Raw genomic sequence first — 26306 nt, 5'->3', positions numbered from 1 at the left:
ATCGGCGCGAGGTCGCCTCACCCTCATGTCGAGGATGAAGGTTCGGCACCGGGTGCCCGCCTACCCTGGAGGCATGAGCACTCCCGAATTCGTCCTGTCCCTCCGCGAGCGGATCGGGCATGCGCCGCTCCCCCTCGTCGGCGTCACGGCCGTCGTCTTCCGCGACGAGAAGGTGCTCCTCGGCAGGCGGGCCGACAACGGCGCCTGGCAGTGCGTGTCGGGGATCGTCGACCCCGGCGAGGAGCCGGCCGACGCCGCCGTGCGCGAGGTCCGGGAGGAGGCGGGCATCGTGGTGCGGGCGACCCGGCTCGCCCTCGTCCAGCAGCTGCCGCGAACGACCTACGCGAACGGCGATCAGGTGGACTACCTCGACCTGGTCTTCCGCTGCGACTGGGTGTCCGGCGACCCGCACCCCGCCGACGGCGAGCTCACCGAGGTCGGCTGGTACGGCTTGGGCGAGCTGGTCGATGTCGAGCAGTTCCACGTGCGCAAGATCGCCCTCGCGCTCGCTGAGGACGATCCGGCGGTCTTCGCCGGCGGACGCTGACCTCAGGCCTCGTCGAGCGCGTACTGCTCGACCCAGGAGCGCGGGATCGGAAGCGGGACGCCGTAGAGGTAGCGGATGAGCTGACCGTGGTGCTGCGCCTCGTGCTCGAGCAGGTGGAGCGCCCACTCGATGCCGGACTCGTCGTCGTCCGCGAGCCCGCCGAGCCACTCGGCGACGAGGGTCCCCGTCCTCTCGAGCGCGGCGCGCACCGCCGCGGGATCGTGGTCGTCGGCGAGCGAGCTCGCGAACCCCTGCCAGCCGCCCGCGCGGGCCGCGCGCACGTAGCTCTCTCTCGCGCCCACGACGCACCAGAAGTGCGTGCGCACAGGACTGGATCGCACGCCCGGCAGCCGTGCGCTGAGCTGCTGCTCGTCGAGCAGCACGACGAGGTCGCGGTACAGGCCGTCGGCCGCCGCGTGCCGGCGTCGGAGCAGGTCCGGCAGGACGCTCACGTCAGCTCCTTCCGCATGATGACGCGGGGGAACCCGTTGAGCACCGAATCGGTGCGGCCCGCCAGCACGAAGCCGGCGCGCTCGAACAGGCGACGGGTGCCCACGTAGGCCATCGTGAGATCCACCTTGCGCCCCTCGTTGTCCACCGGGTAGCCCTCGACGGCGGGCGCTCCCTCGCTCGCGGCGAACGCCACCGCTCCCTGCAGCAGAGCATGCGAGATGCCCCGGCCGCGGTGGCCCGGGCGGACGCGGATGCACCAGACGCTCCACACGTCGAGATCGTCGAGGTGCGGGATCCTGCGGTTGGTCGCGAAGGTCGTGTCGGCTCTGCGGTGCACGGCCGCCCAGCCGACCACCTCGTCGCCGTCGTAGGCGAGCACGCCCGGAGGCCCCTCATCGAGCAGCCGACGCACGCGGTCACCGCGAGCGGGCCCCGCCAGAGATCTGTTCTCCGCGCCGGGGATGCGGTAGCTCAGACACCAGCACACGTTCGACGTCGGGTTCTTCGGCCCGACCATCGTCGCGATGTCGTCGTACCGTTCGGCCGGTCGCACCTCGATGCCCATGCCGACATGGTGCCGCATCGCACCGACATCGCACCGACATCTTCGGGCGGCGCAGTCGATCAGTCGCCTCGGAGCACGTCCAGGGCATGGGCGAGGTCGGCGGGATACGGCGAGGTGGTCGTGAGGCGCTCGCCGGTCACCGGATGGTCGAACGAGAGCCGATGGGCATGCAGCCACTGCCGCGAGAGCCCGAGCCGAGCGGCGACGGTGGGGTCGCCGCCGTACAGCGGATCGCCGACGCAGGGGTGGCGGTGGGCGGCCATGTGGACGCGGATCTGATGAGTGCGCCCCGTCTCGAGGTGGATCTCCAGGAGCGAGGCCCCGCGGAACGCCTCCAGCGTCTCGTAGTGGGTGACCGAGTTCTTGCCGTCGGGCGTGACCGCGAACTTCCACGAATGGGACGGGTGGCGCCCGATAGGCGCGTCGATCGTGCCGGCCAGCGGGTCGGGGTGACCCTGGACGACGGCGTGGTAGACCTTGTCGACCTCGCGCTCCTTGAAGGCCCGCTTGAGCGCCGTATACGCGCGCTCGCTCTTGGCGACCACCATGAGCCCGCTCGTGCCGACGTCGAGGCGGTGGACGATGCCCTGCCGCTCGGCGGCACCGGACGTGGCCACGCGGAACCCCGCCGCGACGAGGGCGCCGAGCACGGTCGGGCCCTCCCAGCCGACGGAGGGATGCGCGGCCACCCCGAACGGCTTGTCGACGACGACCAGATCGTCGTCGTCGTAGACGATGCCGAGGTCGGGCACGGCGATCGGCACGATCTCGGCCTCGCGGCGCTCCTGCCACTCGACGTCGAGCCAGCCGCCGGCGCGCAGCCTGTCGGACTTGCCGAGCGCACGCCCGTCCATGCGGACACCACCGGCGTCGGCGACCTCCGCCGCGAAGGTGCGGGAGAAGCCCAGCATCTTCGCCAGCGCCGCGTCGACCCGGACGCCGTCGAGCCCGTCCGGAACGGGCAGCGTGCGCGAGTCCACGTCAGGCCTCGGAGCGGCCGTCGGGACCGCCGTCCGCGGTCGACTCGGCCGGGCGGTCGCCCCTGCGCGACTCGCGGGTGCCGTCCAGGCGCAGGCCGAACAGGACCAGCAGGGCGACCGCGATCATCATCGTGACGATGAAGATGTCGGCCACGTTGTAGATGGCGGGCATCATCCACGGTGTGTGGATGAAGTCGACCACGTGCCCCACCGGGAAGCCGGGATCACGGGTGAGCCGGTCGGTCAGGTTGCCGAGCACCCCGCCGAGCAGCAGCCCGAGCACCGCGGCCCAGCGCAGGGATCGGACGCGGGTGACGCCCAGGACGACCACCGCCACCGCCGCACCCGCGAGCACGATGGTGAAGATCCACGTGACCTCCTCGCCGAGCGAGAAGGCCGCACCCGGATTGAAGGTCAGATAGAACTGCAGGAAATCGCCCCAGACGCGCACCGGCGTCCGCTCCGGCAGCTCTGCCAGCGCGAGGTTCTTGGTGAACTGATCGGCGGCCAGCACCACACTCGCGAGGATCGCGATGAGGGCACCGGCCGCCACAGCGCGACCCGCCGCGGAACGAGCCACGACGGGTCGCAAATGCAGATCGGTCAAAGGCGCGGCCTAGTGTCCGGCCGACGAGACCGACGACGCGCCGGACGAGGTGCCCGTGACGTCGAGGTCGCGGAGCTTCTCCTCGATGAAGCCGCGCAGCTGCGAGCGGTAGTCGCGCTCGAACGTGCGCAGCTCGCTGATGCGCGTCTCGAGGATGGCGCGCTCGCTCTCGAGCCGGGCGAGCTCGTCGCGGCCCTTCGCCTCGGCCTCGGCGAGGATCGACGCGGCCTGCGCCTGAGCCTCGGAGATGAGCTTGTCCTTCTGAGCCTGACCCTCGGCGACGTGCTCGTCGTGCAGTCGCTGCGCGAGCTCGATGATCCCGGCCGATGCGGCGGCAGGAGCGGCGTCGGCGGCGGGAGCGGCCTCGGCGGCCGGCTCGGGGGCAGGAGCCGCCTCGACGACGGGCTCCTCGGCGGCCGGAGCCGGCGCGCTCTCCACCGGTGCGGAGCCGGACTCGTAGGCGGCCAGCTTGGCCTTGAGCTCTTCGTTCTCGGCGATCGTCTTGCGCCACTCGACGACGATCTCGTCGAGGAAGTCATCGACCTCATCCGGGTCGAAACCCTCCTTGAACCGGACGTGCTGGAACTGCTTGGTGACGACGTCTTCGGGAGTGAGAGCCATGGTGTTGTCCTCTTTCAGAGCTTCACGACGGGACCGTTACGGGGTGACCCGCGGTCGGCGAGCCGTATCCGAACAGCATAGTGCGCCCTCCACGAGGGCGCGAGAAACGGTGCCGCCCGCGCGGGGCGGCCGGGGGTCAGGAGCGCAGGATGACGCCGGTGATCGACAGGAGCACGAAGCAGCAGAGCATGGTGAGCGGGAACGCGAGGTCGATCGCGACCGGTCCCAGCCGCAGCGGAGGAATGAATCTGCGGAAGAACTTCAGCGGAGGATCGGTCAGGGTGAAGACCACTTCGGCCACGATCAGCATCGCCCCACGCGGTCGCCACTCACGGTTGAACAGCGGGATGTACTCGAGGATGACGCGCGCGAGCAGCACGAGGATGTAGAGCACCAGCACCGTGTTGACGATGCCGGCGAGAAGTCGGACGACCTCCACGACTACTGCGCGAAGGGTGCGGCCTCAGGGTCTGCCTGAGCCACGGCACCGTCGCCGGAGACCGCGATGTTCTCGGGCGAGAGCAGGAATACCTTGCTGGTCACGCGCTCGATGCGGCCGAAGAGGCCGAGCGAGAGCCCGCTCGCGAAGTCGACGAGACGCCGCGCGTCCGCATCGCTCATCTGGGACAGGTTGATGATCACCGGAACGCCGTCGCGGAACGCCTCGGCGATGCCCTGCGCGTCACGGTACTGCTTGGGGTGCACCGTGAGGATCTCGCTCACCGTGCCCGCAGCGGGCTGGCGCACGACGGCCGGGCGGTGCAGCGGCGTGACCGGAGCGGTCTTCTCGACCGGCTTGTCGGCACGGCGCGGCGCTGCCGCGGCGGGCTGCTCCTCGAAGACTTCCTCTTCGTCGGCCAGGCCCAGGTACACCATGGTCTTCTTGAGCGGATTCGACATCGCATTCCTCCGTTTGCTCGTCTTGTTCGAGGTTAACCGGGCACCGCGCGCGGACCCGTGATTGCCGTCCCGATCCGCAGGTGTGTCGCGCCCGCGGCGATCGCTTCGGCGAAGTCGCCCGACATCCCGGCCGAGATCCAGGTGGCGTCCGGCACCACCGTGCGGACCGCGTCCGCCGAGGCGGCGAGTCTCGTGAAGGCCTCGGCCGGCGCGGCCGCCAGTGGCGCCACGGCCATCACCCCGCGCACCCGCAGCGACGGGCAGTGCTCCACGACGTGGTCGGCAAGCGCCTGGACCTCCGCCGGCCGCACGCCGCCGCGCTGAGGATCGTCCGTGAGATTGACCTGCAGGAGCACGTCGAGCGGGGTGGCCGCCTGCGGGTCCGCGGTGTGGAGCGCGTCCGCGAGCCGCTCGCGGTCCAGCGAATGCACGACGGACGCGGCGGCCCGGATCGCGCGCGCCTTGTTGGTCTGCGCCTGACCGATGAAATGCCAGGTGAGGTCGCCGGGGACGGTCGGGTCCGCGCGCTTGGCCGTGAGCTCCTGCTGCCGGTTCTCACCGACATCGCGCACGCCGAGCGCGCGCAGCCGTGCGACCAGCGCGGCCGGATGGAACTTCGTGACCACGATCCGGGTGAGCTCGGAAGGGTCACGGCCCGCCGACCTCGCCGCCTGCGCGATGCGGGCGTCGACGTCGGCGAGCCGTTCGGCCAGATCCACCTACTTCAGGAAGTCGGGGACGTCGAGGTCGTCGTCGCCGAAGACCGACTCGTTGGAGGTCGAGACCACAGACATCGAGACGGCCTGCTTCTCGGGCGCCTCCGCATGGTCGCGCGCCGCCTCGTCGGCCGGGACCGAGGGCACCAGCGGAGCGCTCAGCTGCGCGGCGATCGGCTCGATGCGCGTCTGGGGCTCGCCGCCGTCGAATCCGGCCGCGATGACGGTCACGCGGACCTCGTCGCCCAGCGTGTCGTCGATGACCGTTCCGAAGATGATGTTCGCCTCGGGGTGCGCGGCCTCCTTGACGAGCTGCGCCGCGTCGTTGATCTCGAAGATGCCGAGGTTCGACCCGCCCTGGATCGACAGCAGGACGCCGTGGGCGCCTTCGATCGAGGCCTCCAGCAGCGGGGACTCGACGGCCAGCTCGGCGGCCTTGATGGCACGGTCCGCGCCGCGCGCCGACCCGATGCCCATGAGCGCGGAACCGGCACCCTGCATCACCGACTTGACGTCGGCGAAGTCGAGGTTGATGAGACCCGGCGTGGTGATCAGGTCGGTGATGCCCTGCACACCGGCGAGCAGCACCTGGTCGGCGGTGGCGAACGCCTCGATCATCGAGATGCCGCGGTCGCTGATCTCGAGGAGCCGGTCGTTGGGCACGACGATGAGGGTGTCGACCTCTTCCTTCAGCTTCGCCACGCCGTCCTCGGCCTGGCTCTGCCGACGGCGGCCCTCGAACGAGAAGGGCTTGGTGACGACACCGATGGTGAGGGCGCCGATGGACTTGGCGATGCGGGCCACGACCGGCGCGCCGCCGGTGCCGGTGCCGCCGCCCTCACCCGCGGTCACGAAGACCATGTCGGCCCCGGCGAGGGCCTCTTCGATCTCCTCCGCGTGGTCCTCGGCTGCGCGACGTCCGACCTCGGGGTCCGCGCCGGCGCCGAGACCGCGCGTCAGCTCCCGCCCGACGTCGAGTTTGACGTCGGCGTCGCTCATGAGCAGGGCCTGCGCGTCGGTGTTCACGGCGATGAACTCCACGCCGCGCAGTCCGAGCTCGATCATGCGGTTGACGGCGTTCACGCCGCCACCGCCCACACCGACGACCTTGATCACCGCGAGGTAGTTCTGGTTCTGGCTCATGCCGGCCTCCGTTATCGTCCCGAACCGCGTCTCTCGACGTGCTGTCTAAACCTTCAACCTCAACCAGAGGTTTAAAGAATTGCCGAGTATGCAATTCCCGATCTCGAAGGTATGCGGCGGCCGCGCCCGTTGCCGCGAGGCGGCGGGCGTGTCGCGAATCAGGCGTGAGAAGTCGTGCGGAGCGTCGCGCCGGGACGAGCTCGCTCAGCGGACCACGACAGCGCCCGGGGACGACACGTCGTACTCCGAGACCTCGGCGGGCGGCCGCGAGGTCATGATCGACTCCAGCACCACCGCCTTGCGCGCCGACTCCGACGCGTCGCCCCAGACGACGTCGGTGCCGGTCTTGCCGAGCGTCAGTGTGACGTCATGGGGCGAGGTGGCCGACATCGCCGTCACCTGCTCGCGGATGTCGTCCGGGAGGCTGCGGAACACCATCCCGAGCGCCGCGAACGCCCGCGAGGTGATGCCGCCGGGGACCGTGATCTCCGGGTAGCCCTTGGGCCGCTCCGGCGTCGTCGACAGCGCGACACCGGCCGCATCGACGAGGGTGTATCCCGCCGCGGACGAGATGGTGCCGATGGGCGTCCGCTCTACGATGCGGACCACGAGGTCGTGGGGCGGCCTCGCCTCGAGCGTGTACGACTCGACCAGCGGGAACGCGACGAGCGCCGCCTTCACCTCACTGGAGTCCACCAGCGGCAGCGGGCGGCCGAGCTGAGCCGACAGGGCGTCCTCCACGGCCGCCGCGGGCAGCTGCGAGGTGCCGACCACGCGGACCCGCTCCACGGCGAACAGCGGGCTGTAGGCAGCGCCCACCGAGCCCAGCACGAGGAGGAGGAGGGCGGCGGCCGATCCGGCCCAGACGATCCGACGGCGGCGCTGCCGGGCGGTGAAGCGGCGCACCTCGGCGCGCAGTGCCCGGCGACGGGCCCGGGCGGCCGCCCAGACGTCGCGCGCCCGGAGCATCGGCTCCTCATCCGGTCCCCCGCCGGCGGTGTCCGGCTCGGCGTGCTCCCCCGCTCCACGACGGGAGGGCTCGGCGGACGCCGGCTGCGCGATCGGGACGACCGGGGCGGTCACCCCGTCGACGTCGTCGCTCCCGCGCGGGGCCACGACGGGGAGGAAGACCTCGATCGGCTCCTCCGGCTCGCGCTCGTCCCGCGACGGAGGAGGCGGAAGCGGCGACGGCCGGCGCACGCGTCAGCCCCGCTCCGCCGCCGGCGGCGCCTTCAGCGCGTCCAGGACCTGCGGGATGATGAGGTTCACGTTGCCGCACCCCAGCGTGATGATGAAGTCGCCGTCGCGTGCGACGGACGCCGTGTAGTCGGCGGCCTCCTGCCAGTCGGCGACGAAGTGCACGCGGCTCGGGTCCTCGAAGGCTCCCGACACCAGGGCGCCGGTGACACCGGGCACCGGGTCCTCCCGCGCGCCGTACACGTCGAGGACGACGGTGTGGTCCGCGCGCGTCTCGAGCACCTCGGCGAACTCCCGGAACATCTCGCGCGTCCGCGAGTAGGTGTGCGGCTGGTGGAGGGCGATGAGCCGGCCGCCGCCGACGACGGTGCGGGCGGCGTCCAGGGCGGCGGCGACCTCGGTGGGATGGTGCGCGTAGTCGTCGTAGACGCTCACGCCCCGCTCGCCGCCGTGCAGCTCGAACCGTCGCGCCGTGCCGCCGAAGGTCTCGACGGCGCGGACCGCGGGCTCGAGCGCGTACCCGAGGGTCAGCAGGACGGCGACCGCTCCGGCGGCATTGATCGCGTTGTGCACGCCCGGGATGGCGAGCTGCGCGGTGACGCTCTCGGCGCCGTGGACGAGGGTGAAGGCGACCGGACCGTCCGTGGTGATGCCGACGACGCGGACATCGGCCTCCTCGGACTCGCCGAAGCTCAGCACGTTCGGATGCGACAGGGCGGCCGCGACGCGGCGCGCTCCCTCGTCGTCGGAGGAGATCACCACCGCCTCGCGGGCTTCGTCGGCGAACCTCACGAAGCCGTCGTAGAACGCGTCGCGCGTCTGCCAGTGGTCGAGGTGGTCGGGGTCGACGTTCGTGATGAGCGCGACCGACGTGTCGTACAGCAGGAACGTGCCGTCCGACTCGTCGGCCTCGATGACGAACAGCTCGTCCGAGCCGGTGCCGCTGGAGGTCCCCAGGTCGGCGATGACTCCTCCGTTGACGAATGTCGGCGCGGTGCCGAGCTGGCGGAGCGCCGTGACCACCATGCCGGTGGAGGTGGTCTTCCCGTGCGCGCCGGCCACAGAGACCAGGCGGCGTCCGCCGATGAGCCAGTACAGCGCCTGCGAGCGGTGGATGACGGCGAGCCCGCGCTCCTTCGCTCGCACGTACTCGGGGTTCTCGGGCCAGATCGCACCCGTGTGGATCACCGCGTCCACGTCGTCGGGCAGGTGTGCGGCATCGTGTCCGACGTGCACGTCCGCGCCGCGGGCGGCCAGCGCGCGCAGCGCCCCGCTGTCGGCCCGGTCGGAGCCCGAGACCCGCATGCCTCGATCGAGGAACATGCCGGCGAGGCCGGACATGCCCGATCCGCCGATGCCGATGAAGTGCGCCGCGGTGATGTCCGCGGGGATGGGCAGGCTGAGATCGGGTCGAATCATGGCCCGTCAAGTCTAGGTCGCCGTGCTCCGACCACGCGCCGCGGCACGCTGGCGGACGGGCCCGGTCAGCGGCCGATGGCCGCGTCGATCATCTCGATGACGTTCTCGGTGCCGCGACGCGTGCCGACACCGGACGCCCGCTCTCTCATCTGTGCAAGAGCCGAGCCGTCCTGCAGCAGAGGCACGACCTCCGTGCGCAGCCGGTCCGCGGTGAACTCTGCGTCGGGGATGAGTCGCGCCGCGCCGGCGCGCACCGCGGACGCCGCGTTCAGCGCCTGCTCGCCGTTGCCGACCGCGTAGGGCACGTAGACGGCGGGGATGCCGAGCGCGCTGATCTCGCTCACCGTCGCCGCACCCGCGCGCGACACGATCGCGTCCGCCACGGCGAACGCGTCGTCCATGCGATCCAGGTAGGGCACGATCCGGTAGTCGGGGTGCTGCGGGTCGACCAGCTCGTTGCGCTCCCCCGCAGCGTGGAGGATCTGCCACCCCGCGTCGGTCACGGCCTCCCAGCCGCCGGCGAGGGCCTCGTTGAGCCGGCGCGCCCCGAGGGAGCCGCCGAAGACGAGCAGCACCGGGCGATCGGGGTCGAGACCGAAGGAGGCGGCCGCCCCGGGGCGGCGCGATGCAGCGTCGAGGGTCACGATCTCGCGCCGCAGGGGCATGCCCACCACGCGCGCGCCGCGCAGGGGCGTTCCCTCGAACACGATTCCCGCGCCCCGCGCGCCCCGCGCTCCCAGGATGTTGGCGAGGCCCGGCTTCGCGTTGGCCTCGTGCACCACGTACGGGACGCGCTGGCGCGAGGCAGCGACATAGGCCGGTGCCGACGCGTAGCCGCCGAATCCGACGACGACGTCGACCTGCCGGTCGCGCAGATGGGCGCGCACCTGGGCGACCGCGCGCGCGAATCGCGCCGGGAACCGCGCCGCCGCAGCGTTCGGGCGTCGCGGGAAGGGCACCTTGTCGACGAAGAGGAGCTCGTAGCCGCGCTCGGGGACCAGCCGCGTCTCCAACCCCTCGCGGGTGCCCAGCACCAGGATCTGCGCCTCGGGGTCGCGGGCGCGCAGCCCGTCGGCGACGGCCAGCAGCGGGTTGACGTGACCGGCCGTGCCGCCGCCGGCGAGGAGATAGGTGGTCGTCGCGCGCTGGGGTACCGGGTCGATCGTCACCGGATCGAGATTACCGGCCGACCGGGGTCGACCGGACGCGGGCGCGGTCGGGCCGGGTGGCGACGACGGGGCCGCGCAGCGCGTCGGACGCCGGCAGCGTCCGCGCGAACGACAGCAGCACGCCGCACGCCATGAGCACGGACAGCAGCGAGGTGCCGCCCTGCGACATGAACGGCAGCGGCACGCCCAGCACGGGGAACACCCGGAGAACCACGCCGATGTTCACGAGCGCCTGACCGACGATCCAGACGGTGATCCCGCCGGCGGCGATCCGGATGAACGGGTCGTGCGTCTTGCGGATCACGTGGAACGCGCCGACCGCGAACAGGGTGAAGAGCCCGAGGACGACGATGCATCCGATGAGGCCCAGTTCCTCGCCGACGATGGCGAAGATGTAGTCGTGCTCGGCGGCGGGCAGCCAGTCGTACTTCTCGCGGGAGTTGCCGAGGCCGAGGCCGAAGATCCCGCCGCCGGCGAGACCCCAGACCCCGTGGAGCGCCTGGTAGCAGTCGCCGGTGGCGGCGAGGTAGCAGTCGGAGGAGTCGACGTTGAGGAAGCTCATGATGCGGCGCATGCGGTCGGGACTCGTGACCGCGAACACCAGTGCCGCGGCGAGCACCCCCAACAGCGGCAGCACGAAGATCCGGAGCTTGACGCCGGAGAAGAACAGGCACCCCAGGAGGATCGCCATGAGCACGAGTCCCGTGCCGAGGTCGCCACTGCCGACGGCCACGAGCCCGATCACCAGCGCCCCGACCGGCACGACGGGGATGAAGACGTGCCGCCACAGTCCGAGCAGCGTCTGCTTGCGGTACAGCACGTAGCCGAGCCAGAGGGCCAGGGTGAGCTTGAGGAACTCGGACGGCTGCATCTGGGTCCCCGCGATCGAGATCCAGTTCGTGTTGCCGTCGTTGTAGACGCCGATGCCGGGAACGAAGACGAGCATCTGGAGGGCGATCGCGGCGATGAGCGCCGGCCACGCCATGCGCTTCCAGAACGTGACGGAGAAGCGGCTGAGGACGAACATCAGCGGCACGCCGAGGACCGCGAACAGCGACTGCTTGAGCACGACCTCGAACGGACTGTCACCGCGCGCCACGGAGGCCGCCATGGTGGCTGAGAGCACCATCACCAGCCCGAAGAGCGTCAGGATGAGGGCGGTCGATGCGATGAGGAGGAACTCGCTCGGCACGGGCGCGAACACGCGGCCGAGCGAAACGCGGGCGGAGAAGCCGCCGCCGTGGGTCGGAGCGTTCTCAGTCGTCGCCGAGCGGGGTCGATCGGTGCTCGCTGTCACCGTTCCCCCTCTCGATCCTGTCCCGCACCGCGGCGGCGAAGCGACGGCCGCGATCGGCGTAGGACGCGAACTGATCGAAGGATGCCGCTGCCGGAGCCAACAGGACGGTGTCTCCGTCACCGGCGACGTTCGCCGCCAGTTCGACGGCCGTTGCCATGACGTCTTCAGTCTGAGCGTGGTCGACCTCGAAGATCGGAACCGTCGGCGCGTGTCGTGCGAACGCCGCGACGATCTCGGACCGCTCGACGCCGATGACCACCGCCGCCTTCGCCGCCGCGCCGCGCGCGGCGACCAGTTCGCCGATGTCCACGCCCTTGAGAAGACCCCCGACCACCCACACGGCGCCCGGGTAGGCCGCGAGCGACGAGGCGGCGGCGTGGGGGTTGGTCGCCTTGGAGTCGTCGACCCAGGTGACGCCCTCCGCGACCGCGACGACCTCGATCCGGTGGGGATCGAGCCGGAAGCCCTGAAGGGCGTCGTGGATGTCCTCCGGCGCCACGCCGAGCGATCGAGCGAGCGCCGCGGCGGCGAGGATGTTCGCCACGACATGGGGCGCCGCCAGACCGCGTGCGGCGAGGTCGGCGAGCGTCGTCAGCTCGAGCGCGCTGTGGTGCCGGTCGTCGTGGAAGGCCCGGTCCACCAGGATCCCCTCGACGATGCCGAGGTCGCTCGGCCCGGGCACGCCGAGATCGAAGCCCACCGCGCGGCACCCCTCGACGACCTCCGCCTGCTCCACCATCTCGCGGGTGGCGATGTCCGCCTTGTTGTAGACGCAGGCGATCCTCGTGTTCTCGTACACCTGCGCCTTCGCGTCCCGGTAGGCCGCGAAGGAGCCGTGCCACTCGAGGTGATCGTCGGCGAGGTTCAGGCACACGCTCGCGTGCGGCGAGAGCGGGTCCGGTCCGACCTGCTGGGCGAGATACCAGAGCTGGTGACTCGACAGCTCCACGACGAGGACGTCGAACCCGCCGGGATCGCGGACGGCGTCCAGGACGGGCACGCCGATGTTGCCGCAGGGCGCGGCCCGCAGGCCGCCCGCCTGCAGCATCGAGGCCGTCAGCTGGGTCGTCGTGGTCTTGCCGTTCGTACCCGTGATGAGCACCCAGTGGGCGGCGCTGCCGTCGGCGCGGAGGACCTTGTCGCGGACGCGCCACGCCAGCTCCACGTCGCCCCACAGAGCCGCAGGGCCCTCCAAGGCCCAGGCGACGACGGGGTGATGCGGCGGGAATCCCGGGGAGGCGATGACCACCTCCGGATCGAAGGCGACGAGCTCCCCGGGCACGGAGGTGAGCGCGCCCGTCCACAGCCGCGCGCCGATGACGGGCAGCAGCCGGGCGTACTCCTCGTCGGCGGACTCGGTCAGCACCAGCACGTCCGCGCCGAGCTCGGCCAGCGTGTCGGCGACCGAGAAGCCTGTCACGGACAGCCCCAGCACGGCCACGCGCAGGCCCTTCCAGTCGGCGTGCCAGCTGGTGAGCGCGTCGAGGCGGGCGGAGCCGCCGCTGTGCGGGCCGGTCGTCATAGCGCGGCCAGCCACGCGACGTAGAACAGTCCGACGCCCGTGACGGCGAGCATCCCCGCGATGATCCACATGCGCACGACGATGGTGATCTCGGGCCACCCCCTCATCTCGAGGTGGTGGTGGAACGGGCTCATGAGGAACAGCCGCTTGCCGCCGGTCGCCTTGAAGTAGTACCGCTGCAGGATCACCGACCCGGGCCCGATGATGAAGACGCCCGCGATGATGACGGCGAGGATCTCGGTGCGCGACAGCACCGCCATGGCGACGACGACGCCGCCGATGGACATGGAGCCGACGTCGCCCATGAAGACCTTCGCCTTCGGCGCGTTCCACCACAGGAATCCGACCAGCGCGCCGACGAAGGACGCGGCGATGATCGTCAGCCCCATCGGGTCGCGCGTCGGGTAGCACGCGTTCGCGTAGGCGTCGACGAGCGCGGCGGTGTGGCAGCGCTGCTGGAACTGCCAGAACGTCACCAGGCTGTACGCCGACACGGTGAAGATCCCTGCGCCGGTCGCCAGGCCGTCCAGCCCGTCCGTCAGGTTCGTCGCGTTGGACCACGCGACCGACATGAAGGTGATCCACGCCAGGTAGAGGATCCAGCCGATGACGGCGCCCAGCGCCATGAACGACAGCGCCGGGATGTCGCGGAAGAACGACACGTACGGCGAACCCGGCGTCTCCCCGTATGCGTTGGGGAAGTTCAGGGCCAGCACGGCGAAGGGCACCGCGACGATGATCTGGCCGACCACCTTGCGCCACCCCGAGAGCCCGAGGCTGCGCTGCTGACGCACCTTCATGTAGTCGTCGATGAAGCCGACGGCGCCGAGCCCCACCATCATCCAGATGACGAGGAGGCCGGAGGTCGTCGGAGGGGTGCCGCCCGCATAGCTCCCGACGAAGTAGCCGACGAGCGAGCCGACGATGAAGACGATGCCGCCCATCGTCGGCGTGCCGCGCTTGGTGTGGTGATTCGGGTTGTGCTGGTCCTCGGGCGTGCGGATCACCTGACCCCAGCCCAGCTTCTCGAAGAGCCGGATGAACAGCGGTGTCAGGAAGAGCGTGAATGCGAGCGAGATCGTCGCAGCCGCCAGCAGGGATCTCACGAGAACGATTCTCCCAGACGATCGCCGAGATGACGGAGTCCCGCCGAGTTCGACGACTTCACGAGCACGCGGTCGCCGTCGCGCAGTTCGCCGACGAGGTAGTCGTACGCCTCGTCCTGCGTCTCGAAGAACACCGCCTCGCCGTCCCACGATCCCTCGCCGATCGCGGCGAGGTACAGGCGTCGCGCGGCGGAGCCGACGACCACGATCCGCTCGAAGCGCAGACGCACCGCGAGCAGGCCGACGCGGTCGTGCTCCTCGCCCGCGTACTCTCCGAGCTCGCTCATGGCGCCGAGCACCGCCACCTTGCGCTGGCCGGGCTCGGCGATCTGCGCGATCGTGCGCAGGGCGGCCGCCATCGAATCGGGGCTCGCGTTGTACGCGTCGTTGATGATGCGGACCCGGTCCGACCCGAGGGGCTGCATGCGCCACCTCTCGGCGATGTCGACCGTCTCCAGCCGGGCGATCGAGGTCGCGACGGGAACGCCGAGCGTCTCGGCGACGGTGAGCGCGGCCAGGGCGTTCATGACGTGGTGCTCCCCCAGCACGCGCAGGCGCAGCGGCAGCCGCTCCTCGCCGACCACGATCGTGCACGTGGTGCCGGACGCGGTGACCTCGACGTCCTCGGCGCGCACCTGCGCGGCGCTCGAGCGTCCGAACCAGCGCACCGAGACGCCGCGAGCCTCGGCGACGGCGGCCATGGCCGCCACCCGCGGATCGTCCGCGTTGAGCACGGCCACTCCGCCCGGGCGGACGGCTTCGACGAGCTCGGTCTTCGCCCGCTGCGTCTCCTCGACGCCGCCGAAGCCGCCGGCGTGCGCGAGCCCGACCATGAGCACGGCGCCCACATCGGGGTGCACGAGGCCCGCGAGCTCGGCGATGCGGCCGATGCGCGAGGCGCCGAACTCGCTCACGAGGTAGCGGGTGTCCTCGGTGACGCGCAGCATGGTCACCGGAGCGCCGACCTCGTTGTTGAACGAGTCGCGGGGTGCCACGGTCTCGCCTTCGTCCTGCAGGATCCGGGCGAGGAGATTCTTGGTCGTCGTCTTGCCGTTGGAGCCGGTGATCCCGACGATCTCGAGCGCGCCGCCGGCCCGCACGCGCGCGACGACGTCGCGCGCGAGGTCGGCCAGCGCACGGACGGCGTCCGGCACGACGATCTGCGACACCGCGTCGTCGACCGGATGCTCGACGATCGCGGCGGTGGCGCCCGCCGCCACGGCCGCTCCGACGAAGCGGTGCCCGTCGGTGACCTCGCCGGGCTTGGCCACGAACACGCCGCCCGCCGTCATCGCGCGCGAATCGGTGTCGACGACCCCGGAGACGACCGTGTCGGGCGTGTCGGAGCCGTGGAGCTGAAGGGTTCCCGAGACCGCCTGGGCCACCTCGGCGAGCGTCATCCGGATCATGGGGTGGATCTCCTCGTGCGTGCTCGCGTCAGTCGGTCAACGGGAGCAGGGGGGTGTCCGACTCGGAGGGCATGATGCGGTAGTGCTTGAGCACCTGGGTCATCGCCTTCTTGAAGACCGAGCGGTTGGCCGACGACATCCGCTCCTTCTTGGGCTCGTCGAAGACCGTCAATACAACGTACTGCGGATCCTCGGCGGGCGCGTAACCCACGAGCGAGGTGAAATACAGGTTCTTCTTGTACCCGCCCTTGCCGTTGTAGATCTGCGCGGTGCCCGTCTTGCCCGCCATCCGGTATCCGTCGATCTTGATGTCGTCGGCGAGCGTGCCCTGTGCGAAGACGTTCTCGAGCATGAGCCCGACCTCGTCGGCCGTCGACTCCTCGATGACCCGAACCGGTTCGGGTAGGTCGGGGGTGACCACGGTCCCGTCGGCGTGGGTGCAGGACTCGACCAGCTGCGCCGGCATCCGCACGCCGCCGTTGGCGATCGTCTGGTACACACTGGCCACCTGGGTGGCGGTGACGGTGAAGGCCTGCCCGAAGGTCGTCGTGTAGTAGGTCTGGTTGTCCCAGTCCTCCGGGAGGAGGCGGAAGCCGGTGTCGGGCTCTGCCGACCAGTTCAGCGCCGTCTTCTCCCCCACCCCGAACTTGGTCAGGTATTCGTAGCGCGTCTGCGGGTCGACGAGGGCGCCGAACTGCGACATCGCGACGTTCGAGGATCGTACGAGGCCGCCGGTGAGCGTCATCGTCTCGGTGGCGTGCGACTCGGAGTCGTTGATGACCGCCCCGTTGTCGAACGTCATCTTGGACGGGACGACCACCGACGACAGGTGGGTGAGGCCGGCCTTCTCGATGACGGTCGCCGCCGTCACCGGCTTGTACGTCGAGCCGGGCTCGTAGGAGAACCGCGCGAGGCGGGAGCCCCGGTCCTCGGCCTTCGAGGCGGCCGGATCGTTGGGGTCGACGGAGGAGGTCTCGGCGAACGCGCGGATCTTCCCCGTGGCCACCTCCATGACGATGATGCCGCCCCACTCGGCCTTGTACCGCGCGGACTCCTCGGAGATGAGCTGCTGCATGTACCACTGCAGGTCGCTGTCGAGGGTGAGCTGCAGCGTGCCGCCGTCGACGGCCGCCTTCTCCACCTCGGTGCCCGGGATCTTCACGCCGTCGCGGCCGCGCTGATAGGTCAGCGTGCCGTTCTGCGCCGCCAGACAGGAGTTCTGGAGCTTCTCGACGCCCTCGAGGGCGTCCCCGTCCGAGTTCAGGAAGCCGATCACGTTGCCCGCGACCGCACCGTCGGGGTAGGTGCGCGAGGGCACCGCCGTGAAGGTGAGGAACGGCAGATCGAGGGCGGCCAGCTCGCGATAGGTCTCGGTCGACACGTAGCGCTTGACCTGCGCCCACTGGGAGTGCGGATCGGTGGCGAGCTTGTCGACGACGATCGCCGTGACGTCCTCCGTCTTCTGTCCCGTGACCGCCGCGATCCGCGCCGCCAGCTCCGGCCACGCGATCATCTCGGGCTTGCCGTCGGCCCCCTTCACGACGGTCCCGTCGGCGTCGCGCTTCTTGATGCCTTGTGCGGCCAGCTGCGGGTCGATCGACACGTCGTAGACGAGGGTGCTGGTCGCCAGCACGCTGCCGTCGGTGTCGACGATGTCGCCGCGGGTGCCGCGAAGGGTGATCTTGGTGCCGCTGGCGAGCTTCTGCGACTGCTCGATGTGATCGCTGGCGTTGACCACCTGGATGTCGACGAGGCGCACGACGAAGGCCGCGATCACCGACAGCACGACCAGCAGCGCGATGACGGTGCGGCGGCGCGGACTGCGAGTTGCTCGTGTGGTCATGGCTCAGTGGGTGTTCGGGGTCGGGAGGCCGTCGGCGACGGCGGGAGGGACGGCGGGGTCGATGACGAGCTCGGGATCCGAGGTCGCACCGGAGCCGAGGCTGGAGTCCGGATCGGTCGCCAGCGGCACGCCGCCGGCCAGCGCGTTGGGGACGGCGGCCTTCTTCAGCGCTTCGATGCTGGAGGTCCCCGACGCCGCCTTGCCGGCGCCGATGATCCCGCCGTCGCTCAGGCGCAGGTAGCTGGGCGCCTGGCCGGTGACCATCCCGAGCGCGGCCGCGTTGGCGGCCAGGTACTGGGGCGAGCTGAGCCCGGCGACGTCGTCCTCGAGGATCTGCTTCTGCCAGTCGACGGTGCGCTGCTGCGTTGTGAGCTCCTTGAGCTCGTACGAGCCCTGCGTCATGAGGATCGACAGTCCCATCTGGGCCCCGGCGATCGCCACCGCGCCGGCGACGGCGATCACGCCGTAGAGCAGCCTCGGCCGGCGCGCGGCCGCCGGTGCCGTGACGGCGTGGAGCCGGCGGTCGGCATCCTCCCGCCGCGACGGATCTGCCAACGGAAATGCCGCGAGGAGCGGTTCGCTGTCCCAGGCGTTGACGCTCATGAGGCCTCCCTCACCCGTTCGGCGGCGCGCAGACGCACCGGAGTGGCACGAGGATTGCGGGCGCGCTCCTCCTCGGAGGCCATCTCCGCACCACGCACGAGCAGCGAGAACCGCGGGGCGTGCTCGGGCGGCTCGAAGGGCAGACCCGCGGGCGCCGTCGACGTCGTCGCGTCGGCGAACGCGCGCTTGACGAGGCGGTCCTCCAGCGACTGGTACGACATGACGACGATGCGCCCCCCGACCCGCAGGAGATCCATCGCCGCCGGGATCGCCGTCTCGAGGACGGCGAGCTCGCGGTTGACCTCGATGCGCAGCGCCTGGAACACGCGCTTGGCCGGGTGACCGGACCGTTCCCGCTGGACCGCCGCCGGCGTTGCGGAGACCAGGATGTCGACGAGCTGCGCCGACCGCGTGATCGGCTCCCGGCTGCGGGCGGCGAGGATCGCCCGCGCGTAGCGGCCGGCGAGCTTCTCCTCGCCGTAGCGCTCGAAGATGCGCCGCAGATCGCCCTCACCGTACGTCGCGAGGATGTCGGCGGCGGTCGTCCCGGCGGTCTGGTCCATGCGCATGTCGAGAGGAGCGTCCTGCGAATAGGCGAACCCGCGGTCGGCCTCGTCGAGCTGCAGCGACGAGACGCCGAGGTCGAACAGGATGCCGTCGACCGCGCTGCGCCCCGTCGAGGCGACCGCGTCGGCGATGCCGTCGTAGACGGTGTGCACGAGGGTGACGCGCTCTCCGAACCGCGCCAGCCGCTGACCGGCGATCCGCAGGGCGTCGGTGTCGCGGTCGAGGCCGATGAGGTGCACCTGCGGGAAGCGCTCCAGCAGCGCCTCGGAGTGGCCGCCCATGCCCTCGGTGGCGTCGACGAGCACCGCGCCCTCGCGCTGGAGGGCGGGGGCGAGCAGCTCGACGCAGCGGTCGAGGAGCACCGGGGTGTGGATGTCGCGGAGGTTCATGATGTGCGGCAGGCGACCCGGGATCCTGATCCCCATCCGCCCCGACCTGGCACCGGGGAAGTGTGTCAGGGCGTGCGGCTGGGAGTCAGGATCACGGCTCAGAAGAGGCCGGGGATCACCTCCTGCTCCATGTCCGAGTAGGTGTCTTCGTTGTTCTGGGAGTACTCGTTCCAGGCCTCCGCGTCCCAGATCTCGGCGTGGGCTCCGACACCGGTCACGACGAGCTCGCGACCGAGGTTCGCGTAGGCGCGCAGGTGCGGCGGCACGGTGATGCGACTCTGGCTGTCCGGCTTCTCGTCGCTCGCTCCCGACAGGAACATGCGCTGGAAGTCGCGCGCCTGCTTGTTGGTCAGCGGAGCTTCGCGGATGCGCTCGTAGATGCGCTCGAACTCCTTGGTGCTGAAGACGTAGAGGCAGCGCTCCTGACCCCGCGTGACGACGACGCCGTCGCCCAGATCGGTGCGGAACTTGGCCGGGAGGATGACGCGGCCCTTGTCGTCGAGCTTCGGGGTGTAGGTACCCAACAACATCGAGCCTCACCCCCTTCTCTGCCCGGCCGCCTGAAGTTGTCGCCACTTTACTCCACTTTCCTCCACTTAACTAGGCAAACTCGCCCCTGATGAGCGCGGACTCCCCCACAACGCAAAAAAAGCACCGACCCGAAGGTCGGTGCTTTGAGTGGGTGAGCCGCGTGCGCGGCGCGTCAGGCGGTCAGTCGCGGTCCTGCCGGCGGTCCCAGCGGTCGTTCATGCGATCCATGAAGGAACCGGAGCCGGCCGGTCGCGACGCGCCTCCGGCCGGGGCCGTCTTGCGCGAGCCCTCGGTGCGCGGCCGTGCGATGCCGCCCCGCGTCGGCGTGACCGCGAGCACGACGCCGCCGACCATGAGGAGGAACGCGATGACCCCGACGATGACCAGCGAGGTCGACACGCCGATCACTAGACCGGCGAGGCCGAGGAGGACGAGCACGCTCCCGTAGACGATGTTGCGGTAGCTGAGGGACTGCCCCTCGCGGGGCGCGCTCACGACATCCGCGTCGTTGCGCATGAGATGGCGCTCCATCTCGTCCAGCAGACGCTGCTCCTGCTCTGACAGTGGCATGCATCCCCCTCTTGAGGTCTCGAGTGCTCCGATTGTACGCGGGAGCGTCAGAACTAGGCTAGGCCTGTGACACTCTCCGCAGATGCGATCGTGGCAGTTTCCCAGCGGATGGAGAGGTTCGCCGAGGACCGCCTCGCCGAGGCCGACGAGCTCGGCCCCGATGCCGTGTCCTTCGCCCGCTCGGCGGCCGACACGATCGACGGCGGCAAGCGTCTGCGCGCCCGCTTCTGCCTGACGGGATGGCAGGCGGTCGCCGATGCCGGGAGCGGCCGTCCTGCCCTCCCCGGCGACGACGTCGTGGCCGCGGCGGGCGCGCTGGAGATCTTCCACGCGGCGGCCCTCGTCCACGACGACCTCATCGACAACTCGGACACACGGCGCGGCCGGCCGGCGGCGCACCGCGCCCTCGAGGCCGCGCACGGCGCCGCGCGCTGGAACGGCCCCTCGGCGGTGTTCGGCCGTTCCGCCGCCATCCTGCTGGGCGACCTTCTGGTGGCGTGGAGCGACGATCTGTTCGAGGAGGGCCTGCGTGCAGCCCCTCATGCCGCCTCCGCGCGCGCCGAGTACGCGCGGATGCGGCGGGACGTGACGGTCGGCCAGTACCTCGACATCGCCGAGGAGGCTGCGGCGGCGACCGTCCCCGACGCTGAGCACGCGGGGCGCGCGCTGCGGGTGGCAACGTTCAAGTCCGCGCGCTACAGCGTGCAGCAGCCGTTGATCATCGGAGCGGCACTGGCCGGCGCCTCGGAGGCCCAGCGCGACGCGCTCGCGCGATTCGGGCTGCCGCTGGGGCTCGCGTTCCAACTGCGCGACGACGTCCTGGGCGTCTTCGGCGACAGCGCGGTGACCGGGAAGCCGTCGGGCGACGACCTGCGCGAGGGCAAGCGGACCCTCCTCATCGCCTACGCGCGAGAGACCGTCACCGCGGGCGCCCGCCGCACCATCGACGAGCTGCTCGGAGACCCGGCTCTGGACGATCAGCAGATCGCGTCGCTGCAGCGCACCATCGTCGACTCCGGCGCCCTCGAGCGCGTGGAGCAGCTGATCGCCCGCTACGCCGGCGAGGCCGACCGGGCACTCAGCGGCGCAGCACTGGACAACGCCGCCGTCGGCGCCCTGCGGGATCTGGCGCGCGCCGCCGTCGCCCGCGCAGCCTGACGGCTGCGACGGATCTGCTCAGGCCTCTGCCTGCGCGACGCGGCGGACTTCGCTCTTGCGCCCGGCGCGCAGCGCCTCGATGGGAGGCATCCCGATCGACTCGTGGTGCGCCAGGAGCCAGTCGATGACCTCGTCGTCCGAGAAGCCGGCGTCCTGCAGAACGATGATGGTCCCGCGGAGGTTGCCGAGCGGCGCCGCATCGACGAGGAAGACGGACGGCACCCGCAGCGCGCCGTCCCGGCGCGAGCCCACGAGCTGCTTCTCATCGAGGAAGCGGCGGATGCGCCCGAGCGGCTCGCCGGTCAGCTCGACGAGCTCAGGGAGCGACAGCCATTCCGTGGGATAGGAGGGGGTGGATTCACCGGTCACCCCTCCACTATCGCACCCGGATCGCCTCGTCGACGCCGCGATCGGTCTGAGGAAGTCACATCTTTCACTTTGGTCACTCTGGTTGACACCTGTATACATCCGTGACAGCGTGGCGAGGTCGAAACGAGGGGGAAGCTCTTGAGACGCACGACACCATTCACGACGACGACGGCACCGGTCGCCGTCATCGGGACGATCGCCCTGTCCCTGACGGGCAGCCCCGCGCACGCCGGGCCCAGCGCGCCCGCCGAGCGGGCTCAGCTGCGCGGACTCCCTGCGGCCGCCGGCACGGTGGAGGCGCTCGCCTCAGCGGCGACCGCCCTCGCACAGGCGTCCGCACGCCCGAAGAGCCACACCGTCGTCCGCGGCGACACCGTCAGCGCGATCGCTGCGCGGCACGGCCTGCGCACCGCCGACGTCCTGGCGTGGAACGGCCTCGGCTGGAAGTCGATCATCCACCCCGGCGACGTCCTCAGGCTCTCGCCGTCGGAGAGCGCGACGACGATGCACCGCGCGAAGGCGGTGTCACGGGACACGTCCCATGGAGCCTCAGACGCGCGCGGCGCAGGCACGCACACCGTGACGAAGGGCGACACCCTCTGGGCGATCGCCCGCAGCGAGGGGGTCAGCCTGGCGCGGCTCCTGCGCGCGAACGATCTCACGACCTCGTCGATCATCTACCCCGGTCAGAAGCTCGAGATCCCCGGGCGGGCGGCCGCACCGGCCGCGGCGTCGGCCGCGCGGAAGTCGGCATCCTCGTCCGGGTCCGCGGCCAAGCGGGTCGTCCTCGACGACGAGCAGGTCCGGGGCGTGAAGACGATCATCGCGGTCGGGCGGGAGCTCGGCGTCCCCGAGAAGGGCATCGCCATCGCGCTCGCGACGGCCATGGTCGAGTCCTGGATCCGCAACGTCGACTACGGCACCCACGATTCGCTCGGGCTGTTCCAGCAGCGGCCCAGCATGGGATGGGGCTCAGCCGACGAGGTGCGCGATCCGCGGCGGGCGACGGCCGCCTTCTTCGGCGGCCCCGGCGACCCCAACGGGACCGCCACACGCGGGCTCCTCGACATCGACGGGTGGCGCGACATGGAGTTCGGCGCCGCCGCGCAGGCGGTGCAGGTGTCCGCCTACCCGCATCGCTACGCGACGTGGGAGGACCAGGCGTACGAGTGGCTCGAGGCGTACGGCTGATAACGGTCTGGTCGCCGGGGGTGAGCCGCTGCCCGGGGTCGCGGTGCTGGCTCCGTAGACTCATCGCGTGAGCACGAGTCAGCAGGCGGATCCGCTGATCGGCCGTCTCGTCGACGGCCGATACCGCGTACGCGCCCGCATCGCGCGCGGGGGCATGGCCACCGTCTACGTCGCCACCGACCTGCGTCTGGAGCGACGCGTCGCCCTCAAGGTGATGCACGGCCATCTGTCCGACGACACCGTGTTCCAGAGCCGCTTCATCCAGGAGGCGCGGGCTGCCGCACGGCTCGCCGACCCGCACGTGGTCAACGTCTTCGACCAGGGTCAGGACGGCGACATGGCCTACCTGGTCATGGAGTACCTCCCCGGCATCACCCTGCGCGAGCTCCTGCGCGAGCAGCGGCGCCTCAGCATCCCGCAGACGATCACGATCATGGACGCCGTCCTGTCGGGCCTCGCCGCCGCCCACCGCGCAGGCATCGTGCACCGCGACGTGAAGCCGGAGAACGTCCTCCTGGCCGAGGACGGGCGCATCAAGATCGGCGACTTCGGGCTCGCCCGTGCGACGAGTGCGAACACCGCGACGGGCCAGATGCTCCTCGGAACCATCGCCTACCTCGCCCCGGAGCTCGTCACCCGCGGCACCGCGGACGCCCGCAGCGACATCTACGCGCTCGGCATCATGCTCTACGAGATGCTGACCGGCGAGCAGCCCTACAAGGGCGAGCAGCCCATGCAGATCGCCTACCAGCATGCGACCGACTCGGTGCCCCGCCCGAGCGCGAAGAACCCGGGCGTGCCGGAGCCCCTCGACGAGCTGGTGCTGTGGGCGACCGAGCGACAGCCCGACGAACGCCCCGTCGACGCGCGCGCGATGCTCGATCGCCTGCGCGAGATCGAGAAGGATCTCGGCGTGCACCCGCAGGTCGTCCGCCCCACCCAGATCGGCGTGGTGGTCGGCGACGGCGCCGCGGACTCGGGCGAGCTCACCAAGGTGCTGCCCGGCACGTTCACCGCGCCGGTCGTCTCCGCCGAGGTCGACAACGCCACGAAGCTGCGTCGGCGCACGCGCCGCAACAGCGCGAAGGGCATGTGGCTGCTGATCCTCGTGCTGCTTCTCGCAGGCGGCGCGGGCACGGCCGGATGGTGGTTCGGGTCGGGACCGGGCTCCCTCGTCGCCGTGCCCGGCCTCGCCGGTTCCACGTTCGACGAAGCCGAGGAGGCCCTCAGCGAGCTGGGCCTGGTGGCCGTCAGGGGCGGCGAGCACACGCTCGAGGTCGATGAGGGCCTCACCATACGCACCGAGCCGGGGACAGGCAGCCGCCTGGAGAAGGATGCCGAGGTCGAGGTGATCCTCTCTCTCGGGCCGGCGACCGTCACCCTTCCGAAGCTGCAGGACCGGACCGTGGACGAGGTCTCAGCCCTCCTCGCGGACGCCGAGATCGAGGTGACCGACTCCGTGCCGTACTTCACGTCGTTCGCCGAGGACCACGTCGTCCGCGTCTACGTCACCGAGCAGGGCCGCGACGAGCCCGTCGCGTGCGCCGACGGCTGCGATGTCCTCCAGGGCTCGACCGCGGAGATCCGCTACTCGCTGGGGCAGGTGCCGGACGTGGCCGGGGACCGTCTCGAGGACGCCCAGGCCACTCTCTCGGAGGTCGGCCTGAAGACCTCGACGACGGAGGAGTTCAGCTCCGAGGTCGACGAGGGCCGCGTGATCCGGATGCTCCCGCGCAAGGACGGCGGATCGTGGCGGCCCGGCGAGACGATCACGCTCGTGGTGTCCAAGGGCCCGCAGCTGTTCGAGATCCCGAGCGTCGTAGGACAGACGCGAGACACCGCCGCCCAGATGCTGCGCGACGCCGGCTTCGAGCCGAGCTACTCCGGTCTGTGGAACGCGTGGCCGGACGGCTTCACCGAGGTGACGAGCCAGGACCCCGCAGGCGGCGAGTACCGCGTGAGCGGGACGGTCGTGACCCTCCAGCTCACGGTGACCGGCTGACGCCCAGGCGGCGAGAGGGGTGGGGGCGGCGCGACCGCGATCGCGCCATCCCCGCCGCAGCCGTCAGCGCTTCTCGAGCTCCTCGGCCACGAGGAAGGCGAGCTCCAGCGACTGCATGTGATTGAGTCGCGGGTCGCAGAGGCTCTCGTAACGCGTCGCCAGAGTGGCCTCGTCGATCATCTCGGACCCGCCCAGGCACTCGGTGACGTCGTCGCCGGTCAGCTCGACGTGGATGCCGCCGGGGAAGGTGCCCACCGCGCGGTGCGCCTCGAAGAAGCCCCGCACCTCGTCGACGACATCGTCGAAGCGCCGCGTCTTGTACCCGGTGGGCGTCGTGATCCCGTTGCCGTGCATCGGGTCGGTCACCCACAGCGGGGTCGCGCCGGCATCCTTCACGGCCTCCAGCAGCGGCGGCAGGGCGTCGCGGATCTTCCCCGCCCCCATGCGCGTGATGAAGGTGAGACGACCCGGCTCGCGGTTCGGATCGAGCTTGTCGATCAGCGCCAGGGCCGTGTCGGTCGACGTCGTCGGGCCGAGCTTGACGCCGATCGGGTTGCGGATCTTGGAGAAGTAGTCCACGTGGGCGCCGTCGAGGTCGCGGGTGCGCTCGCCGATCCACAGGAAGTGGGCCGAGGTGTTGTAGGGCGTTCCGGTGCGCGAGTCGATGCGCGTCATGGGACGCTCGTAGTCCATGAGCAGGCCCTCGTGACCCGTGTAGAACTCGACGCCGCGGAGCTCGTCGAAGTTCGCTCCGGCCGCCTCCATGAACTTGATGGCGCGGTCGATCTCGCCGGCCAGCCGCTCGTACCGCGCGTTGGCGGGATTCTTCGCGAAGCCCTGGTTCCAGCTGTGGACCTCGCGGAGATCCGCGAAGCCACCCTGGGTGAAGGCGCGGATCAGGTTCAGCGTCGAGGCGGCCGTGTGGTACCCCTTCAGCAGCCGCCCGGGGTCGGCGGCGCGAGAGGCCTCCGTGAAGTCGTAGCCGTTGACGATGTCGCCCCGGTACGCCGGCAGGGTCACGTCGCCGCGGGTCTCGGTGTCGCTCGAGCGCGGCTTGGCGAACTGCCCCGCCATGCGTCCCATCTTGACCACGGGCATGGAGGCGCCGTAGGTGAGGACGACAGCCATCTGCAGCACCGTCTTGATGCGGTTCCGGATCTGCTCCGCCGTCGCCCCCGCGAACGTCTCCGCGCAGTCCCCGCCCTGGAGGAGGAACGCACGGCCGCCGGCGGCGCGCGCCAGGCGGTCGCGGAGGTTGTCGACCTCTCCGGCGAAGACGAGCGGCGGCAGTGTCGCGATCTCGTCGGAGACCGCCGCGACGGCGTCGAGATCGGTCCAGAGGGGCTGCTGCTTGATCGGGAGCGAGCGCCAGGTGTCGAGGGCGTCGAGCGGTACGGGCATCCGCTCAGTCTAGTGGCGACCGCGAGGAGGC

Annotated in this window: 27 protein-coding genes; 4 read left to right on the top strand and 23 right to left on the bottom strand. The window is 70.9% G+C overall.

The genetic code is table 11. The annotated features are described in order from the left end of the window. The first annotated feature begins 73 nt into the window (after nucleotides 1–73). Complete coding sequence (locus tag QQZ13_RS12285) at nucleotides 74–547, top strand: NUDIX domain-containing protein (protein WP_284529504.1); 474 nt, start codon at nucleotides 74–76, stop codon at nucleotides 545–547. 2 nt (nucleotides 548–549) lie between these two features. Here the strand turns inward: QQZ13_RS12285 and QQZ13_RS12280 are convergent, their stop codons facing one another. The 21 genes from QQZ13_RS12280 to QQZ13_RS12180 form a co-directional block, all read right to left on the bottom strand. Then, complete coding sequence (locus QQZ13_RS12280; RefSeq protein WP_284529503.1) at nucleotides 550–999, bottom strand: hypothetical protein; 450 nt, start codon at nucleotides 997–999, stop codon at nucleotides 550–552. Beyond that, nucleotides 996–1565 carry a GNAT family N-acetyltransferase gene (locus QQZ13_RS12275; protein WP_284529502.1) on the bottom strand — a complete coding sequence of 190 codons (570 nt, stop codon included), beginning with the start codon at nucleotides 1563–1565 and terminating at the stop codon, nucleotides 996–998. The genes QQZ13_RS12280 and QQZ13_RS12275 overlap by 4 nt, the downstream gene beginning before the upstream one ends. A gap of 59 nt (nucleotides 1566–1624) precedes the next feature. Then, nucleotides 1625–2545, bottom strand: a complete 921-nt coding sequence (locus QQZ13_RS12270; protein WP_284529501.1) for an RluA family pseudouridine synthase — start codon at nucleotides 2543–2545, stop codon at nucleotides 1625–1627. Between the two features lies 1 nt (nucleotide 2546). Beyond that, nucleotides 2547–3125: a signal peptidase II gene (locus QQZ13_RS12265; RefSeq protein ID WP_284529500.1), complete on the bottom strand. Its 579-nt coding sequence runs from the start codon at nucleotides 3123–3125 to the stop codon at nucleotides 2547–2549. A gap of 36 nt (nucleotides 3126–3161) precedes the next feature. Further along, nucleotides 3162–3773, bottom strand: coding sequence for a DivIVA domain-containing protein (locus tag QQZ13_RS12260; RefSeq protein ID WP_284529498.1), 612 nt, complete (start codon nucleotides 3771–3773; stop codon nucleotides 3162–3164). Between the two features lie 136 nt (nucleotides 3774–3909). Continuing rightward, nucleotides 3910–4212: a YggT family protein gene (locus QQZ13_RS12255; RefSeq protein ID WP_284529496.1), complete on the bottom strand. Its 303-nt coding sequence runs from the start codon at nucleotides 4210–4212 to the stop codon at nucleotides 3910–3912. A gap of 2 nt (nucleotides 4213–4214) precedes the next feature. Continuing rightward, entirely contained in the window at nucleotides 4215–4673 is a 459-nt protein-coding gene (locus QQZ13_RS12250) for a cell division protein SepF (RefSeq protein WP_284529495.1), read from the bottom strand. 32 nt (nucleotides 4674–4705) lie between these two features. Continuing rightward, nucleotides 4706–5392, bottom strand: coding sequence for a YggS family pyridoxal phosphate-dependent enzyme (locus QQZ13_RS12245; protein ID WP_284529494.1), 687 nt, complete (start codon nucleotides 5390–5392; stop codon nucleotides 4706–4708). Then, nucleotides 5393–6532, bottom strand: coding sequence for a cell division protein FtsZ (gene ftsZ, locus QQZ13_RS12240; RefSeq protein WP_284529493.1), 1140 nt, complete (start codon nucleotides 6530–6532; stop codon nucleotides 5393–5395). A gap of 204 nt (nucleotides 6533–6736) precedes the next feature. Continuing rightward, nucleotides 6737–7732 (bottom strand): FtsQ-type POTRA domain-containing protein, encoded by a 996-nt coding sequence (locus QQZ13_RS12235; RefSeq protein ID WP_284529492.1) that lies wholly within the window; start codon nucleotides 7730–7732, stop codon nucleotides 6737–6739. Between the two features lie 3 nt (nucleotides 7733–7735). Continuing rightward, nucleotides 7736–9148: a UDP-N-acetylmuramate--L-alanine ligase gene (murC, locus tag QQZ13_RS12230; protein WP_284529491.1), complete on the bottom strand. Its 1413-nt coding sequence runs from the start codon at nucleotides 9146–9148 to the stop codon at nucleotides 7736–7738. Nucleotides 9149–9213: 65 nt separating this feature from the next. Continuing rightward, entirely contained in the window at nucleotides 9214–10317 is a 1104-nt protein-coding gene (locus tag QQZ13_RS12225) for a glycosyltransferase (protein WP_284529489.1), read from the bottom strand. Nucleotides 10318–10327: 10 nt separating this feature from the next. Next, complete coding sequence (gene ftsW / locus QQZ13_RS12220) at nucleotides 10328–11614, bottom strand: putative lipid II flippase FtsW (protein WP_284529487.1); 1287 nt, start codon at nucleotides 11612–11614, stop codon at nucleotides 10328–10330. Next, on the bottom strand, nucleotides 11574–13136 hold the full coding sequence (murD, locus tag QQZ13_RS12215; protein WP_284529486.1) for a UDP-N-acetylmuramoyl-L-alanine--D-glutamate ligase: 1563 nt from the start codon (nucleotides 13134–13136) through the stop codon (nucleotides 11574–11576). The genes ftsW and murD overlap by 41 nt, the downstream gene beginning before the upstream one ends. Next, on the bottom strand, nucleotides 13133–14242 hold the full coding sequence (gene mraY / locus QQZ13_RS12210; protein WP_284529485.1) for a phospho-N-acetylmuramoyl-pentapeptide-transferase: 1110 nt from the start codon (nucleotides 14240–14242) through the stop codon (nucleotides 13133–13135). The genes murD and mraY overlap by 4 nt, the downstream gene beginning before the upstream one ends. Then, nucleotides 14239–15651, bottom strand: coding sequence for a UDP-N-acetylmuramoyl-tripeptide--D-alanyl-D-alanine ligase (gene murF, locus QQZ13_RS12205; protein ID WP_284529483.1), 1413 nt, complete (start codon nucleotides 15649–15651; stop codon nucleotides 14239–14241). The genes mraY and murF overlap by 4 nt, the downstream gene beginning before the upstream one ends. Nucleotides 15652–15679: 28 nt before the next feature. Next, a complete protein-coding gene (locus tag QQZ13_RS12200; RefSeq protein ID WP_284529482.1) occupies nucleotides 15680–17494 on the bottom strand; it encodes a penicillin-binding protein 2 in 1815 nt (604 codons plus the stop codon). 3 nt (nucleotides 17495–17497) lie between these two features. Further along, on the bottom strand, nucleotides 17498–18097 hold the full coding sequence (locus tag QQZ13_RS12195) for a hypothetical protein (protein WP_284529480.1): 600 nt from the start codon (nucleotides 18095–18097) through the stop codon (nucleotides 17498–17500). Beyond that, the gene (rsmH, locus tag QQZ13_RS12190) at nucleotides 18094–19053 is read right to left on the bottom strand and encodes a 16S rRNA (cytosine(1402)-N(4))-methyltransferase RsmH (protein WP_284529602.1); all 960 of its coding nucleotides are present in this window, start codon (nucleotides 19051–19053) and stop codon (nucleotides 18094–18096) included. The genes QQZ13_RS12195 and rsmH overlap by 4 nt, the downstream gene beginning before the upstream one ends. Before the next feature lie 98 nt (nucleotides 19054–19151). Continuing rightward, a complete protein-coding gene (gene mraZ / locus QQZ13_RS12185) occupies nucleotides 19152–19583 on the bottom strand; it encodes a division/cell wall cluster transcriptional repressor MraZ (protein ID WP_284529478.1) in 432 nt (143 codons plus the stop codon). A 181-nt stretch (nucleotides 19584–19764) separates the two neighbouring features. Next, complete coding sequence (locus QQZ13_RS12180) at nucleotides 19765–20154, bottom strand: DUF3040 domain-containing protein (RefSeq protein ID WP_284529477.1); 390 nt, start codon at nucleotides 20152–20154, stop codon at nucleotides 19765–19767. A 66-nt stretch (nucleotides 20155–20220) separates the two neighbouring features. On the opposite strand from QQZ13_RS12180, the gene QQZ13_RS12175 reads away from it, so the two are divergent. After that, on the top strand, nucleotides 20221–21312 hold the full coding sequence (locus QQZ13_RS12175) for a polyprenyl synthetase family protein (RefSeq protein ID WP_284529474.1): 1092 nt from the start codon (nucleotides 20221–20223) through the stop codon (nucleotides 21310–21312). Between the two features lie 18 nt (nucleotides 21313–21330). On the opposite strand, the gene QQZ13_RS12170 is transcribed toward QQZ13_RS12175, so the two are convergent. Beyond that, nucleotides 21331–21681 (bottom strand): Rv2175c family DNA-binding protein, encoded by a 351-nt coding sequence (locus tag QQZ13_RS12170; RefSeq protein ID WP_284529473.1) that lies wholly within the window; start codon nucleotides 21679–21681, stop codon nucleotides 21331–21333. 138 nt (nucleotides 21682–21819) lie between these two features. On the opposite strand from QQZ13_RS12170, the gene QQZ13_RS12165 reads away from it, so the two are divergent. Next, nucleotides 21820–22872, top strand: coding sequence for a LysM peptidoglycan-binding domain-containing protein (locus QQZ13_RS12165; RefSeq protein ID WP_284529472.1), 1053 nt, complete (start codon nucleotides 21820–21822; stop codon nucleotides 22870–22872). 67 nt (nucleotides 22873–22939) lie between these two features. Beyond that, the gene (pknB, locus tag QQZ13_RS12160) at nucleotides 22940–24874 is read left to right on the top strand and encodes a Stk1 family PASTA domain-containing Ser/Thr kinase (protein ID WP_284529471.1); all 1935 of its coding nucleotides are present in this window, start codon (nucleotides 22940–22942) and stop codon (nucleotides 24872–24874) included. Between the two features lie 63 nt (nucleotides 24875–24937). Here the strand turns inward: pknB and QQZ13_RS12155 are convergent, their stop codons facing one another. Beyond that, nucleotides 24938–26275, bottom strand: a complete 1338-nt coding sequence (locus QQZ13_RS12155; protein WP_284529470.1) for a class II 3-deoxy-7-phosphoheptulonate synthase — start codon at nucleotides 26273–26275, stop codon at nucleotides 24938–24940. Nucleotides 26276–26306: the final 31 nt, after the last annotated feature.

This window comes from Microbacterium sp. T2.11-28 (assembly GCF_950097975.1).
GTDB lineage: Bacteria > Actinomycetota > Actinomycetes > Actinomycetales > Microbacteriaceae > Microbacterium.
Note: the sequence above shows the minus strand (reverse complement) of the source record. Positions and strands in the feature narration are given on the sequence as shown.

What these genes read in the sequence shown, in the direction of transcription:
- mraZ (WP_284529478.1), bottom strand. Translation starts at nt 19,583, where the DNA reads ATGTTGTTGGGTACCTACACCCCGAAGCTCGACGACAAGGGCCGCGTC.
- QQZ13_RS12200 (WP_284529482.1), bottom strand. Translation starts at nt 17,494, where the DNA reads ATGACCACACGAGCAACTCGCAGTCCGCGCCGCCGCACCGTCATCGCG.
- ftsZ (WP_284529493.1), bottom strand. Translation starts at nt 6,532, where the DNA reads ATGAGCCAGAACCAGAACTACCTCGCGGTGATCAAGGTCGTCGGTGTG.
- QQZ13_RS12250 (WP_284529495.1), bottom strand. Translation starts at nt 4,673, where the DNA reads ATGTCGAATCCGCTCAAGAAGACCATGGTGTACCTGGGCCTGGCCGAC.
- rsmH (WP_284529602.1), bottom strand. Translation starts at nt 19,053, where the DNA reads ATGAACCTCCGCGACATCCACACCCCGGTGCTCCTCGACCGCTGCGTC.
- QQZ13_RS12180 (WP_284529477.1), bottom strand. Translation starts at nt 20,154, where the DNA reads ATGCCACTGTCAGAGCAGGAGCAGCGTCTGCTGGACGAGATGGAGCGC.
- QQZ13_RS12275 (WP_284529502.1), bottom strand. Translation starts at nt 1,565, where the DNA reads ATGGGCATCGAGGTGCGACCGGCCGAACGGTACGACGACATCGCGACG.
- murC (WP_284529491.1), bottom strand. Translation starts at nt 9,148, where the DNA reads ATGATTCGACCCGATCTCAGCCTGCCCATCCCCGCGGACATCACCGCG.
- QQZ13_RS12195 (WP_284529480.1), bottom strand. Translation starts at nt 18,097, where the DNA reads ATGAGCGTCAACGCCTGGGACAGCGAACCGCTCCTCGCGGCATTTCCG.
- QQZ13_RS12155 (WP_284529470.1), bottom strand. Translation starts at nt 26,275, where the DNA reads ATGCCCGTACCGCTCGACGCCCTCGACACCTGGCGCTCGCTCCCGATC.
- murD (WP_284529486.1), bottom strand. Translation starts at nt 13,136, where the DNA reads ATGACGACCGGCCCGCACAGCGGCGGCTCCGCCCGCCTCGACGCGCTC.
- murF (WP_284529483.1), bottom strand. Translation starts at nt 15,651, where the DNA reads ATGATCCGGATGACGCTCGCCGAGGTGGCCCAGGCGGTCTCGGGAACC.
- QQZ13_RS12285 (WP_284529504.1), top strand. Translation starts at nt 74, where the DNA reads ATGAGCACTCCCGAATTCGTCCTGTCCCTCCGCGAGCGGATCGGGCAT.
- QQZ13_RS12260 (WP_284529498.1), bottom strand. Translation starts at nt 3,773, where the DNA reads ATGGCTCTCACTCCCGAAGACGTCGTCACCAAGCAGTTCCAGCACGTC.